Annotated in this window: 6 protein-coding genes and 1 riboswitch; of the genes, 3 read left to right on the plus strand and 3 right to left on the minus strand. The window is 68.1% G+C overall.

Features of this window, described 5'->3' with window-relative positions; all coding sequences use genetic code 11:
* The first annotated feature begins 304 nt into the window (after positions 1-304).
* Positions 305-1,345 (plus strand): MBL fold metallo-hydrolase, encoded by a 1,041-nt coding sequence (locus OG782_RS10655; protein ID WP_406449664.1) that lies wholly within the window; start codon positions 305-307, stop codon positions 1,343-1,345.
* Between the two features lie 100 nt (positions 1,346-1,445).
* Here the strand turns inward: OG782_RS10655 and OG782_RS10660 are convergent, their stop codons facing one another.
* From OG782_RS10660 to OG782_RS10670, 3 genes are all read right to left on the minus strand, one after another.
* Positions 1,446-2,498 (minus strand): Dyp-type peroxidase, encoded by a 1,053-nt coding sequence (locus OG782_RS10660; RefSeq protein ID WP_406449666.1) that lies wholly within the window; start codon positions 2,496-2,498, stop codon positions 1,446-1,448.
* A gap of 350 nt (positions 2,499-2,848) precedes the next feature.
* The gene (locus tag OG782_RS10665; protein WP_406449668.1) at positions 2,849-3,100 is read right to left on the minus strand and encodes a hypothetical protein; all 252 of its coding nucleotides are present in this window, start codon (positions 3,098-3,100) and stop codon (positions 2,849-2,851) included.
* Positions 3,101-3,186: 86 nt separating this feature from the next.
* Positions 3,187-11,487: an RHS repeat-associated core domain-containing protein gene (locus OG782_RS10670; RefSeq protein ID WP_406449670.1), complete on the minus strand. Its 8,301-nt coding sequence runs from the start codon at positions 11,485-11,487 to the stop codon at positions 3,187-3,189.
* An 836-nt stretch (positions 11,488-12,323) separates the two neighbouring features.
* Positions 12,324-12,397: riboswitch (cobalamin riboswitch) on the plus strand.
* 129 nt (positions 12,398-12,526) lie between these two features.
* Between OG782_RS10670 and OG782_RS10675 the strand changes: the two genes are divergently transcribed.
* Both OG782_RS10675 and OG782_RS10680 read left to right on the plus strand, forming a co-directional pair.
* Positions 12,527-13,789, plus strand: a complete 1,263-nt coding sequence (locus OG782_RS10675) for a prenyltransferase/squalene oxidase repeat-containing protein (protein WP_406449672.1) — start codon at positions 12,527-12,529, stop codon at positions 13,787-13,789.
* Between the two features lie 50 nt (positions 13,790-13,839).
* Positions 13,840-14,541: an SCO2322 family protein gene (locus OG782_RS10680; protein WP_406458981.1), complete on the plus strand. Its 702-nt coding sequence runs from the start codon at positions 13,840-13,842 to the stop codon at positions 14,539-14,541.
* Positions 14,542-14,582: the final 41 nt, after the last annotated feature.

Genomic DNA, 14,582 nt, shown 5'->3' on the forward strand with positions numbered 1-14,582 from the left:
CGGCACGTGACCCGCCGGACTCACTGACTGACCCTGCATCTGACCGAACCCGACCCGCTCCGGATCTGACTCCGTGTCAGAACTGATACCAGTTCCAGTTCCAGGAGTCCACGGCTGGGACAGCGCCCGTCGGGCCCGAGCCCCGCCCACAGGGCATGCGGAACGGGTCCCCGCACTCGGGTGGAACGGATGGTCGACCGGGGCTACCACTGGAACAAGTTCTCGTTACAGTGGACGCGGCGCGTCGTGGCCGTTCTCCGCACGCCGCCGAGGCCGCTCGGAAATGGTCAGAGATGGGGAGTCCATGACGCAGGTGATCAACCACGGTGGCGGCGTCCACAGCATCAAGGTCCCCATCCCGGACAACCCCTTGGGTCACACCCTGGTCCACCTCCTCGACACCGACCGCGGCCCCGTCCTCATCGACACCGGCTGGGACGACCCGGAGGCCTGGGACACCCTCACGGCCGGGCTGACCAGCGTGGGCGTGGACATCGCCGACATCCACGGCGTGGTCATCACCCACCACCACCCCGACCACCACGGCCTCTCCGGCCAGGTCCGCGACGTGTCCGGGGCCTGGATCGCGATGCACGCGGCCGACACGGCGATCGTCCGCCGCACCCGCGACTCCGAACCGGGCACCTGGCTCACCTACCTCGCGACGAAGCTGGCGACGGTCGGCGCCCCCGAGGACCACATCGCCCCGCTGCTGGCCGCCCGCGAGAAGGGCGGCCGCATGCGCACGCTGCCCGGCCTGCGCTCCGCCCTCCCGGACCGCGAGATCGTGCCCGGCGAACTCCTGGACCTGGCAGGCCGCAGGCTCCGCGCGATCTGGACACCGGGCCACACCCCGGGCCACGTCTGCCTGCACCTGGAGGAGGACCACCCGGCCAACCTCCCCGGCCGCGGCCGCCTCTTCTCCGGCGACCACCTGCTCCCCGGCATCAGCCCGCACGTCGGCCTCTACGAGGACCCGGACGACGCGACGGCCACCGACCCGCTGGGCGACTACCTCGACTCCCTGGAACGCATCGGCCGCCTCGGCGTAGCCGAGGTCCTCCCCGCCCACCAGTACGCGTTCGCGGACGCGGCAGGCCGCGTACAGGAACTCCTGGACCACCACGAGGAACGCCTCACCGGCCTCCTGGCCCTGCTCGCCGAACCGCTCACACCGTGGCAGCTGGCCGAACGGATGGAGTGGAACCGCCCCTGGGAGCAAATCCCTTACGGCTCACGGAACATCGCGGTCTCGGAGGCCGAGTCCCACCTGCGCCGCCTGGTGAAGCTGGGGCGCGCGGAGGCGGTGGCGGGGAGCGAGCCGGTGACGTTCGTGGCGGTGTGAGGGGTAGCGCCGGCCGGATCGCGGGCAGTGTTCGGCCGGCGCTACCGGCGCTTCTCCTTCGGTAGACGTCTCCGCGCATGCCACGGTGTTCGAACAAGGCTCAAGACGGGAACAGGGCATCCACCCACGCGCTTCCGGGTGGCGGAACGAAGAAGTACCCGCCGCCGATGGTGAGTACGTACTTGGCCATGGCCTCACCTTCCAGCCGCTTCTGCACAGCCACGAATCCCTTCGCCAGGTCCCGCTGGAAACAGGAGAAGATCAGCCCCGTGTCCCCGTCGCCACGGTCGTAGCTGTAGCCACGGCGCACCATCGGCGGCGGATTGCGCCGATCGGGGGCCGCGAGGCGCACATGCGAGTCCAGCGGTGTGACCTTGCCCCTGGGGTCGGCGGCGAAGTTGGGCTGTTCACCGTTCGGGGTGCCGTCCAGCCAACGCCCGTCCCTGTGACGGCCGATGATGCGCTCCTGCTCGGGAACTGAGTCCTTTTCCCACAACTCTGTCGCGAGCTGGATGATGCGCACGACCTGATAACTGCCGCCAACGGCCCATTCCGGTTCGCCCTGATCCGCACGGACCAGGGCGCGGTCAGTAAGACCGCGGACATCGTCGGGATTGCCGAACCCCTCGGTGAAGTGGAACGGATTGCGGGCGAGACCGCGCCCGCCCTCTGCCCTGTTCTCGTCCCGGAAACCTTCGATGCGCCAGCGCACCCGCCATGCGGACAGATCGCTCAGCAGCCGCTCGACGGCCGCTCGGACGCCCTCGGCGTCGCGTCCGGCACACTGCAGGAGCAGGTCGCCCTGCGCATGGGACGGGTCAAGAACGTCACCGGCGAAGACCGGCATGGCCGTTAGCTGTTGCGGGGGTACCCCGCCCTGGTGAAAGAGCGATGCCCCCAGACCGATCCATAGATCTGTCCCACTGGAACGAACCGCATTCACATATTTCAGGACGTGTCGCAGTTCCTTACCTGAATCGCCTGAGGCCGACTCCGGAAGATCAAGGGCCACGAAGAACGCGTGCGCGCCGGGAGCCACCCCCTTCAAGTGCGAAGGAAGCTTCGGCGCCTCATCAGTGTCGACTTCGAGCACCTGAAACCCGGCGAGCGTTCCGCCCCCTGCCAGGACAACACCTGCGGCAGCGCCGACCATCGATCTTCGATTCACTATCTTCGCCCCCCATTAGCGACCACCGTTTCGACCACCGGGGCCCCAGTTCATCGATTTTCAACGCCGCGACCAGCGCCCACTCGTTTCCCGGACCTCACCCAAAAGGAATGAATCGCATCCAAACGCGGGCCATCAGCATCTCCTCGGCCGTGCTCTCCAGGGCTCCGACGACTCCACCAGACAGCCCGACGACCGCGGCGAACCGCCGCTCTGTGCAGCACCCGTCCGCTGACGTTGCCGTCAACTACTGCCGTCAGGCGCCCCCAGCGCACGCGAGAGGCCCCACCAGAATGAACCTGGTGGGGCCTCTCGATTTCCATGTCTGTTCAGCATCAGGCGGCGGTTGCAACACCACGATAGTAATCGGCGGCTTGCTTCAGCGCGAGGGCCAATGCCGGCAGACCCTCAGAGTGGCGCCATTCCCGAGTTGCCTCTTCGCAGGCTCGCCAAACTCGAACATATTCGTCATCAAGCTCTGACGACTTGATCACGATGTCATCGAATTCGACATCGGAGAATTTACGCCTGTCGGCATCCAGGAACCGCTCATTCAATTCTTCGCGTGCGACGAGAAGTTCGCCCACTCGACGAAGATGCAATCCGCCGACTCTCGGGCTGGCGATAATCTCCGCCAAGACCCTGATGTACTCGGACGGGCCACTTGCTTGACTCACCCTCTGTTCATCCTTCCTCGTAGAACGGCCATCCCGCGACGCCCTCCCGGGAGATTGACCCCACCAGCCCGCAGGATGTCAACACAATAGGTCACACAACTATTGTCCATTCCGTCGTACGCTCCGAGGTCCGCATCAATGGTCCTCCTTTGAGCCGCGTGGGCAGCTTCCGCGTTCGGCAAGTCGAAGGTGAGACTCCTCGTGTTAGGACCGAGGTCCTCGGGGAACGCGTGCGCACCTGTGGTCGGAAGCCCGTTGTACTGGCCCGGCCTGGCGGGAATTCCATTGATTACCTGCTCGGTAATCTGCGATCGGCCGTCGGCCATATCAATGCGAATTATGGCGTGCCCGGTAGGCCCCATATCGGGGTCATACGAAACGGTGGCAGTACCACCACAGTTATGGACGAGGACCGGAGTGGCGCCTGCCAGCACATAGTACGTATGGAGGTCGTCAACAGTGAGGTTGTGGACCGCTGTTGATCGGACTCTGTGCTGGGTAGCTGTGATCTGTACCCAGGTGCCGGCACTCGTCTGGAGCCACTGTCCGGGCTGGAGTTCTCCGGCCTCCACCCATTGGTGGAGGGCGGGTACCCAGAAGGGGTGGCCTTCAGTGGCGGTGATGCTGCCGGTCTTTGTGCCCTTGGTGCCGTCGGTGTCGACGATGAGGTCGACGAGTTGCTTCTCCCCTTGGCCCTTGATGAGGGCAGTGACGGTGCGGGGCCCCGCTTCACCGGTCTCCGGGTCGGCGGCCTGGACCTTGTCGCCGACCTTGATGTCCTTGATCGGCTTCCGGGTGCCGTCTGCCATGAGGACGAGGGTGTCGGCGGTGAAGCTGTTGCGGGTCAGGCAACTGCCGGCCCGTCCTGCCCCTCTGGTTGCCACGAACAGGCTCAAGGCCTCGCCGGCCTGGCCGAGGATGCAGCCCATCAGGGCCGCGTTGGCGACGTCGCCCCAGTTGACCTTGCGGCCCGAGAGCCTCTGGAAGGCCCAGTTGAGGCCTCCGTCGATGGCTCCGTTGATGGCGCAGGCGGCGATCAGGGGGTTGTTGCCGGTGGGGTCTGTGTAGGTGGTGGGTGAGGACAGGGCGTACTGGTAGAGGTTGGTGCCGCCGGCCTGACCGATGGGGTCCTGGGAGATGAAGCGGCCGGTTTCCGGGTCGTAGTAGCGGTCGCGGTAGTACAGCAGCCCGGTGTCGTCGTTCTCACGACCGGTGAAGGTGTAGGGGTTGGACGAAGCAGCACCTGCGGTGGTGGTCTGTCCGTTGGGGTCGTAGGCGTAGGTCGTGGCGATGGTGCCGTCGCTGTTGGCGAGTCCGATCACCGAGCCGAGTGCGTCGGTCAGGTAGACCTGGGTGGTGCCGTTCTCGGTCCTGGTGAGGTACTGGTCCAGACCGGAGGTGGCTACGGTCGCGGTGGTGTCGCCCGCGGCGTCCTGCTCGACGAGCGGGTTGCTGCCATCGGTGAGGAACTTGTCCGTGGTCCCGGCGACGGTCTTCGTGGAGCGGGTACCCAGGGCGTCGTACCCGAAGGTGCTGCTCTGGCCGGTCTTGGTCAGGCCGGAGAGCTGGCCGCGTGCGTTCCAGGTGTAGTCGCGGATGCCGTCGCTCTTGAGCTGTCCGTCGGCGTCGTAGGTGAAGGAGCGGCCGGCGAAGGTGGTGATGCGGTTGTCCTTGCCGAACACCGCGTCCGTTTCGGCGGCCGGCAGGGCGACGTCGGCGAAGGAGCCGGTGAGGCCGGTCTGCAGGGAGCGGACGTCGCGCGTGTAGTTCAGGTCGCCGATGCTGGTGGCGCCCTTGGCGTAGGCGATTGACTTGGTGATGCCGGTCTTGTCGTATCCGGTGGTGCGGGTGATGCCGCCGGGCATCGTGGCGGTCTTCTCCCGGCCCACCGCGTCGAGCCCGAACCCGACTTCCTGGGTTCCGGTGGTGACGGAGGTGAGGATGCTGGTCTTGTCGAAACCGTAGGTGGTGGTCTGGCCGCCCGCGGTCATGGTCTGGCGGCGGTCGGCTGCGTCGTACGTGTAGCCGACGGTGCCGTTGGGACCGGTGACCGTCTTGGGCCGGTCGTAGGTGTCGTAGGCGAAGGTCTGGTTGCCGGCCTGACTGTCGGTGAGCTGCCTGAGCAGGTCGTGGCCGTCGTAGTTGTAGCCGACCGTCGATTCGGCCTGGCCTGCGATATCGACCCCGTACTGGGCGGTCTTGGGCCGGCCCAGAAGGTCATAGGTGGCGGTCGCGACCTTCCCGGAGCGGCTGGTTACCTTCTTCAGCAGCCCTGCCGTGTCGTACTCGAACGTGGCCTGCGCGCCGACGGCGTCGGTGGCCGACTTCGGGCGGTCCGCGTTGTCGTAGGCCCAGCTGACGGCGTTGTTGCGGGCGTCTGTGAGGGTGGTGAGGTTGCCGTTGTCGTCGTAGCCGAAGCCGGCGCTCTGCCCCAGGGGATCGGTGATGGTCCGGGGCTGGTTCAGCTTGTCGTAGGCGATGGTGGTGAGGGACCCTGCCGTGTCGGTGAGCGCCGAGGCTCGGCCGGCGGCATCGGTGAACTGGGTCGACACGCGGCCTTCGGCGTCCTTGGCCGTGACGAGTTCGCCGTTGCGGTAGGTGTATTCGCTTACCGCCCCGGCGTTGTCCGTGACGGATGTGACCTGGCCGTCCGGTGCGTAGGTGAGGGTGGTCCTGCGGCCCTCGGAGTCGGTGGCCGTCTGCAGGTTTCCGTTGGCGTCGTAGCCGAAGAGGGTGTCGTTGCCGAGAGGGTCGGTGGCCTTGGTGGGCTGGTCGTACGGGCCGTCGTAGACAACCGTGCCCGAGGGCCGGGCATCGGCCGTGCCTGCCAGCTCGACCGACTTCGTCACGTAGTCGTTGGCGTCGTACGTCAACTCGGTACGCCGGCCGTACGGGTCGACGACTGCGTCGATGCGGTGCTTCGGGCCGCGCACGAACTGCGTCTTGCGGGCCAGGGACGAGCCGTAGGCGGCGGTGTCCAGGACTCCGTAGCCGTCCGCGTCGAACTCGACCCGGCGTACCGCGCCGCCCGGCTCCGTCACCTCGGTGGACGTGATCTGCCCCGTCCCCGTCTGGGTGTACGCGAAGGAGTACTTGGCGCCTTCGGTGAGGACCTGCTCCTTGACCCTTCCGTCCTGGAACGTGTTGGTCATGTACGTGATGTCGCGGGCGTCCTTGGCGGTGGCGATCCGGTTGGACGTGCCGTCGTAGGTGTACGAACTCGTCTTGCCCGCCGGGTCGGTGACAGTGTCCAGACGTCCGGCCGTGTCATAGGTGTAGGACGTGGTGCGGCCGGTGTTGTCGGTCGCCGTCTTGACGCGGTGGTCGGTGTCGTAGGCCAGGGAGATCCAGTGCCCGCCCGGTGTGTCGATGCGGGTGATCTCCCCCTTCTTCCCGTCGAGCCGGGTGAGCTTGATGGTGTTGCCGTGGCGGTCCCGGATCTCCTGGAGCGCCGCGTACTGCGGGAAGACCCAAACAGTGCCGTCGCGGAAACGGAGCTCCCATTGGCCTTCGTTGCTGACAATCTTCGAACCGTTGAACCCGCCTGGTGTGTCGCGGGGTTCGAAGACGGCATCGACGTAGCCGGTTCCGGGCGACGTACGGATGAAGTGGACCTTGGCGCCGCCCGGGAGGTAGAGGTCGACCTCCTTGTACTGCTCCTCTGAGTGGAGGAAGGCGTTGTAGGTGAGGTCACGGCCTGTACCGAAGGCGCGTTTACGGGTGTCGCCCTGCCAGTAGGTACGGGTGACCTCGGCGGAGCCCAACGGGTCGGAGACGGCCAGGTCGGTTCGGGAGTCGGTGAGCATGCCGGTGCCCAGGTCGACCGGATCACCGGACAGCCAGTCGATGGTGTCCATCAGCCAGGACATGTCCCACGGGACGAGGTCGGCGATGTTGAACATCGCGCCGTGGAAGGCCCAGATACGGGTCTTCGCATCGGGCACGACCTGACGGCCGTCCGCGGAGACCTTGCCGTGCCCGTAGACGTGCCAGCCCTTCTTCTCCGGGTCGTAGTCCATGAACTCGACGCGGGTGCCGGGGGCTTCATGGGTGTAGTTCGGGTAGATGACCTGGGCGCCCTTGGGGAACACATAGGTGCCACCGGGCTGCACGGTGAAGTACACCGGTACGACACTGTTCCTGGGCAGCGGGAACGGCGGCCGGTCGATCGGAATGGCAGTGATGCCCAGCTCGGTGACGGGCTTGCCCTTGTCGTCACGGACGACCGAGCCCTTGGGGATCCGCACTTCGAGGCCGGGGATCTTCGGGGTCTTCAGGACCACTTCGGTCTTGGCCGGGGCGGCGAACTTGACCGTGTGCTTGGTGTCCAGCGGTGTCATCCACACCGGGAAGCCAAGATCGGTGCTCTGGCCGGCTCTGGGTGAGACGTGGATGTCGAACCGGCCGTACTGCCGCTTGGCAGTGTTCGCGCTCGCACCGTCGACGACCAGCGTGGCGGTGTTGTCGCCGATCCCGGCGAGCAGGAACCTGCCTTGGCCATCAGTTCTCACGGACCTGGTGCCCGCGGTGACGGTGACCTTCGGCAGTGGTGTGCCGTCGAGCCTGAGGACGCGACCGGTCAGTGCCGTTCTGCCGGGCGGTGCTCTGAGCCGCTGCGGGGCCTTGGGGGCATCACCCCGGGCGGTGAGCCAGTCACGGCCGCCCAGTTGCGCCTTCCCTGGCTGCCAGGCATCGGGGCCCACAGGGACCACGGCCGGATGTGGCGCGGCTGCGGTGGCCTTCTCGACAGTGGGACGTTTGGCCAGGGCGCCGGTTGTCTTGATGCCCAGATTGATGGTGCCGGTCGCCAAGGCGTCCGGATCGGCCGTCAGCGTGTAGACACCACTGGCAGGGAGTTTCGGCAGAGCGGTGGAGAGGGTGGTGTTGCCCACGTAGCGCTCGTCCACCAGCAACTTGCCGTCCGGCCCGCGCACGGACAGGTACCAGGCGAAGGGGGGTGCGTCCAGTGCGACGGTGAGGACCTGGTCCTTGGTGCCGGTGAAGGTGAACCGCCCGTTCTGGGCGGCGGTGGTGACAGCTGCGGGCAGCTTGGCCCCGCCGGCCGTCAGGGGTCCGGCCACAACATCCGGCACGAGCGTGCCGCTGATGGTCACGGGAGCCGTGACGGGCCGGTCCGGGTTCACCAGTACGTGGTAGATCCCCGGGGTGAGAGCGCCGCGAAGGTCCGCTTCCCCGCTCCCGGAGGAGAGGTAGGAAGCGGTGTTGTCCGTGGTGCCGTCCGGCTCGACCAGGGCGACGGTCGCGCTGCCGGTCATCGGCCCGGAGAATCGAATCGCTGCGCCGTCGCCGGCGGCCGCACTGTATGTGAACTCAATTGACTGGGCAGGGCGGTTGGTGGTGCCGCCGGCCGGGCTGGTGGCTGTCGGCGTGCCGGCCTTCACCGGTGCGGAGAGCCACAGCGTCATGTCTCCTGTTGCCGCCTGAGCGGGTTCGAGAATGAGTGTGTAGGTCGCTCCGGGCGTCAAGTCCGTCATGTACCGAGTGGCGGGATCCTTGCCTGAGACGGACCCGAGCTGGGTCTGGGTGCCGTTGGGGGTGACGAGGTAGATGGCTGTGCTCGTGGCCACGGTGTTGTCCGTGATCGCGAAGCCGAGGGCGTTGGTGTCGGGCGCGGTGAACTCGGCCCGTATGCGCTGGCCTGCACGCTGCGCGTGCGCGGTCACGGAGGCTCCGTCGGCCACAACGGTGCTATGGACGTCCTTGGACAGTGTCACGTTCACCGAGCCGACACCGGCCTGATGGGGTTCGATCGTGACGAGGTAGGTGCCCGTTTCCGGAACGTCGGAGCGCCCAACGGTGACGTCGTACCCTGCGGAGACATACTGCTTGTCGACTACTGCTTTGCCCGACGGCGCGAACACCGAAACGTACATCGGTTTTGTGAAGGTGTTCTGGGTCAGTCCGAACGAGAGATCGTCGCCTGCTGCGGCCGAGAAGGTCGCCGTGGCACGCTGCCCGGCACGCCGCACCTGTACAGGTGCGGCCGCGCTGTCGGTGGAGATCGAGAACTCCACATCCGAGGAAAGGGTCAGGGTCAGGGTGCCTGTTGCCCCTTGATACGGCTCCACCGTCACCTGGTAGACACCGGTCTCCGGAAGGCCGGAGAGTCCGACTGTGGCGTCGTACCCTGCGGAGACGTACTGCTTGTCGACGACGGCCTTGCCCGACGGCGCGAACACCGAGACATAGACCGTGTTGGTGAACGTATTCCCCGTGACCCCCAGGGACAGATCGTCGCCCGTGGTGCCTGAGAACGCTCCTGTTGCACGCTGCCCGGCGCGCGCCAACGCTACCGGCGTCGGCGTGCCGTCCGTCGCCAGCTCGGCGGTGGTGTCGGAGGAAAGGATCAGGCGGAGGGTTCCTGTTGCTCCCTTGTAGGGGTTGACGACCACGAGGTACGTGCCTGACTCCGGCAGGTCCGGCAGGCCCATTCTCGCGTCGTACCCTGCGGAGATGTACTGCTTGTCGACGACGGCCTTGCCCGACGGCGCGAGCACGGAGACGTAGACCGTGTCCCTGAACGTATTGCCCGTGACGCCCAGCGAGAGATCGTCGCCGGCGTGTGCCTGAAAGACCGACTCCGCGTTCTGCGCGGGCCGGGTGATGTCCACGAGCGCGGGATCAGAGGCAGGAGCGAGCTGGGCGACCTCCAGCGACCGGGACAGTGTCATCCCGAGAGTTCCGGTCGCTGCTTTGTCAGGTGAGACAGCGATGGTGTAGGTGCCCGTGGCAGGCAGAGTGGGGCTGTCCCACTCTGCGCTCGTTCCCTGAGACAGATTGAAGTCGTACAGCGGGGTTCCATCGGGCTGGTAGATGTCGATGCCCGTGTAGGACGTGAATCCGGTTGCCCGCATCCAGAGCTGGAAGCGCTGTCCGGCCTCGGCGGTGAAACTCGCACGGCCGTTCTGTCCCTGCCGGCCGATGACCAGATCCGTCTCGGGCCCCGCGGAGTCGAGGGCATCGATCTGCGCATAGGCCGAGGCGGTGACATTGACCGTGCCGGTTCCCCCGTTGTCAGGATCGGCAATCAGCACGTACTCGCCGGACTGGGGCAGGGAATCGATGTCGATGGATGCGGCGGCATCCGGCTGAACGCGTTCGTGCCCGTCTGTCACCCTGGTGCCATCGGGCCCGTACAGCTGGGCTTCCAGAGGGACGGTCATGCCGGACGGCGCGAGGCCGACACTGAGTGGCTGGCCGATGGTCCCGCTGAAGGACCATCGACCGTCCTGGCCCGGGCGGGTGATACGAGTCTGCAGAGCGGGGGCGGCGAGGTCGAGAGTGCCGCCGGTCGTCGTTGAGACCGTGACTGTCGCGGCGCCGATGTTTCCGGAGCCCGGCTCGATGTCCAGTGAGTAGCGCCCGGCCAGCGGAAGCGACCGGACATCCCAGTCCCCGCCGGCGGCAGGAACACTGCCGCCGACCTGCACGCCCTGCGGGTCGATGAGGCGCAGAGGCACCGTTGCGTTGAAGGTGGACCGGGTGAACCCGAAGCTGATGTCCTGGCCGGCTTCGGCGTCGAAGAGAACTCTGGCCTTGTTGCCCGGCGTTGTCACGGCGATCGTCGGCGGTGCTTCGTCTGATACGGACGTCGTGACCGTGGTCTCGAACTCGGATGTCCCACCCGACTGCATCCCGAAGGCGGTCGAGGACGCAACCGTTCCGTCCGTGGTGGAAACCTCTACCGGCCCGGACTTCGCACCCGGCGGAACCTTCAAGGTCAGGGTGGTATCCGTTCGCGCGGTCACCTCGGCGATGGCCCCACCGGCGAATCTGACCACGTTGTCCGTCGTGACGGGTGCGAATCCCGTCCCCGTCAGCGTCACCTGAGTACCCGCCAGGCCACTGGTCGGAGCCATCGCCGCAAGGGAAGGGCCTGAAGGTGCCGGACTGAACGTCTCGGGAGACGAAACGGTGACACCGCCTGCCGTGACCGACACCTTGCCCGCACCGGCGCCCGCGGGGACCTTCACCTCAAGCCGGGTCGCGGAAGCGGTCACCACTTCCGCCTGCGCGGAACCGAACTTCACCGAGTTCGACGCGGCGGTAGCCGCGAAGCCCGTCCCCGACAACGTCACCGTGCGGCCGGCCGCCGCGCGGACGGGGACCAGCGACAGGACGGAGAGCGTGCTGGAGGTGAACCGGTCGACGCCGAGACGGTTCCCGGCCTCGTCATAGCGGTAGCGGGCCGTCTCGCCGTCGGGATCACTCACCCCGACCAGACGGCCCTTCGCGTCGTACGCGTACACGGCGTCGTCCGTCGTCGGCGCGTCCACAGTCGCCGGCGTCGCCGCAGGATTGCTCGCGGAACTGTCCGCCGGACTCGTTCCCCCGGTGACGGTCGGCGTCGGCACAGGAGCCGTCGGAGAGGGTGATGTGCTCGCAGCGGGGGCCGCTGAAGGTGTGCCGGGTGGGTTGTCTGCGGAGATCGTTCCGGCCGCAAGGGCGAGAAGAAGCGCACCGATCGTCAGCGATCTCCATCGCCCGGACCCACGCATGCCGAACCGCTCTCCGTGCTTGCGCACTGCGCCCTCCCCAGAGCCCCCACATGAGTCACTGAAGACCCACGAAGCCCGCATTCCCCACGCGGGCCGTCACAAGGTACACACGAGCAGTTACCCCAGGGCGGGTGCTGAGCCATCGGACCCGTTCAGAGAATTGATCAGGCCACGACAAAGCTCACGGGTGGCCACTAGTTGCAGGAGACAGCCACTCTCCGTCACAGGCTCAGGTATGTGTGCGTGCGCTTCTCTCCCTATGCGCCTGGAATCACCCCACCCACCGCCGCCTGGCCGAACACCCGGAGAAACGCCGAAGCACACCCACGCCTGTCCAGGATTCGGGCACCGCATCAGGCTCATTGAGCGGCTCATCCGGGTTCCGGCTCGGTGCCTGAAGTTCGGTGATGCTCCATCCCTGCAAGCTCGGCGCGCCCTTGTTCATGGGGGGCTCCGGGGCGGGGGGCCTGCCCGGTCGCCCAAGCGGTCCGCGGCACGCAATCCGTACGCGTCCGGATCCGTCGCGACCACGCAGGACGAGCAGCCCCCGCGACCGGGCAGGCCCCCCGTAGCACCCGCCCGGTAGAGTGTGCGAGTCGTCATCATGCCCGTTCAGGGGGAAGCCGGTGGGAATCCGGCACTGACCACGCAGCCGTGACCGCCGTCCTTGGCGGGAGTCGGAATGCCCTGTCCGTGTCGTGACCGGCTCGTGCCGTCGGGAACCCCCGGCGGCCGGCACCGTCGAGGTATACGGAGCCGGAGCCTGGTGCCTGTGTGTGCCTGTGCCCGGTTTCCCCCAGGAGAGGCCCCGCCCGCCATGACCGTACGCCGCAGCGCAGCTGCGCTCGCCGCCACCGCCACCGTGCTCTGTGCGGCCGCAGCCCCGGCCGCAGTCGCCGCGCCGTCCCCCTCCCCCTCGCCTTCCGTGGCACTGCCCTCGGGGCTGTACGGCACGAAGGACCCGACGTACGACGGGGTCTGGCGTCAGTCGCTGGCCTTCGTCTCGCAGCGGGCCGTCGGCGTGACGCCCGCCGCGAAGGCGGTGGACTGGCTGACCGGCCAGCAGTGCGACAGCGGCGCGTTCCCCGCGTACCGCGCGGACTCCTCCGTCCCCTGCGACGACAAGACCGTGGTCGACACCAACGCGACGGCGGCCGCCGTCCAGGCCCTGCACGAGGTCGGCGGGCACAAGGACCTCGTCGCCACCGGGGTCGACTGGCTGAAGTCCGTACAGAACGAGGACGGCGGCTGGGGCTACACCGCCGGCGGCCCCAGTGACGCGAACTCCACCTCGATCGTCATCGGCGCCCTCGCCCGCGCCGGGGAGAAGCTCGGCGATGTGACGACGGACGGCGGCAGGACCCCGTACGACGCACTGCTCACCTTCGCCATCCCCTGCGGCGGCAAGGACGGTGGCGCGTTCGCCTACCAGCCCGACAAGGCCGGCAAGCTCGTCGCCAACGGCGACGCCACCGCGGCCGGTGTGCTCGGCTCGCTCGGCAAGGGGCTCGTCGTCGGGAACACCGCCGCCGTCAAGGACCCCGGCTGCACCGAGGGCAAGGTGCTGAAGCCCGAGCAGGCCGCCCAGAACGGCGCCTTCTACCTCGCCGGGGCCCTCGCGAAGACCGGCCACCTCGACTCGCCGCCGATGCCCGGCGCCGAGGACAGCGCCCCGCAGCCCGACTTCGGCAACACCGCCGACGCGGTCGTCGCCCTGTCCGCCGCCGGGCACAAGGACAAGGCCGCCGCCTCCGTGGCATGGCTGGAGAAGAACTCCGCCGGCTGGGCGAAGGAGAACGGTCCCGCCGCGTACGCCCAGCTGGTCATGGCCGCCCACGCCACCGGCACCGACGTCCACGACTTCGGCGGCGCCGACCTCGTCGCCCAGCTGAACGCGACAGGGCCCGCGCCCGCCGCCGTCGCGAAGCCGAAGGCGAGCGCCACCCAGGACGAGGAGAAGAAGGACAGCGGCGACGGGGACGGCATCGGCGGTGTCTGGTGGTTCGTCGGGATCGGGCTCGCCGTCGGCGCGGGCGCCGGGTTCCTGATCAGCGGCCGCCGCAAGAACCAGCAGCTGTGAAGGGCTGTCGGGCGGCCGAGTCCGCCCGGTGCGAGGTCACCCGACAGCCCCTGAGGCGCGCCGGCAGGACCACCGCGCTGCTGGTGGTCCTGGGCGCCGTGCCGGCCCTGTTCGGTGCGGGTACGGCCCAGGCGGCGGGCTACCGCTACTGGTCGTTCTGGGAGGGATCCGGGAACGAGTGGGCGTACGCCACCCAGGGGCCGTCGCTGGTCCGCCCGGACGACGGCGCGGTGCAGGGCTTCCGGTTCTCGGTGAGCGCGGACTCCCAGGACGCCTCGAAGCCGCGCCGCTCCCCCGGCTTCGCGAAGATCTGCGCGGGCACGCCCGCCGAGGACGGCACCAAGCGGGTCGCCCTCGTCATCGATCCCGGCACGGCCGCCGACGCCCCGGACGGGGAGAAGCCGCCCGCGCTGCGGACCGCGTGTGCGCAGGTCCCGAAGGACGCGAGCAGCGCGGATGCCCTCGCCTCGGTGGCCAAGCCCCTGCGGTACGGCAGTGACGCGCTGCTCTGCGCGATCTCCGGCTATCCGGTCTCGGGCTGCGGCGAGCAGGTGTCCGGCAACGGGGACGGCAGCACCGACAGCGACAGCGACGCGAGTGGTACGGCTACGGCGGACTCGTCCGCCCCCGCGTCCGCCGGTGACAGCGGTTCCGGCGGCGGGCCGTCCGCCGGGGTCCTCGTCGGCGTCGGCGCCGTCCTTCTGCTCGGCATCGCCGCAGTCGCGCAGGCCCGCCGCCGCCGCCGCGGATGACCGGCTCGACGGGCGGCGGCGCGCAGGGCCCGGTGACGGGG

This window comes from Streptomyces sp. NBC_00876 (assembly GCF_045207435.1).
Taxonomy (GTDB): Bacteria; Actinomycetota; Actinomycetes; order Streptomycetales; family Streptomycetaceae; genus Streptomyces.

Excerpts from the sequence above, each read along its gene's own strand:
- OG782_RS10655 (WP_406449664.1), top strand. The coding sequence starts at position 305 with ATGACGCAGGTGATCAACCACGGTGGCGGCGTCCACAGCATCAAGGTC.
- OG782_RS10660 (WP_406449666.1), bottom strand. The coding sequence starts at position 2,498 with ATGGTCGGCGCTGCCGCAGGTGTTGTCCTGGCAGGGGGCGGAACGCTC.
- OG782_RS10675 (WP_406449672.1), top strand. The coding sequence starts at position 12,527 with ATGACCGTACGCCGCAGCGCAGCTGCGCTCGCCGCCACCGCCACCGTG.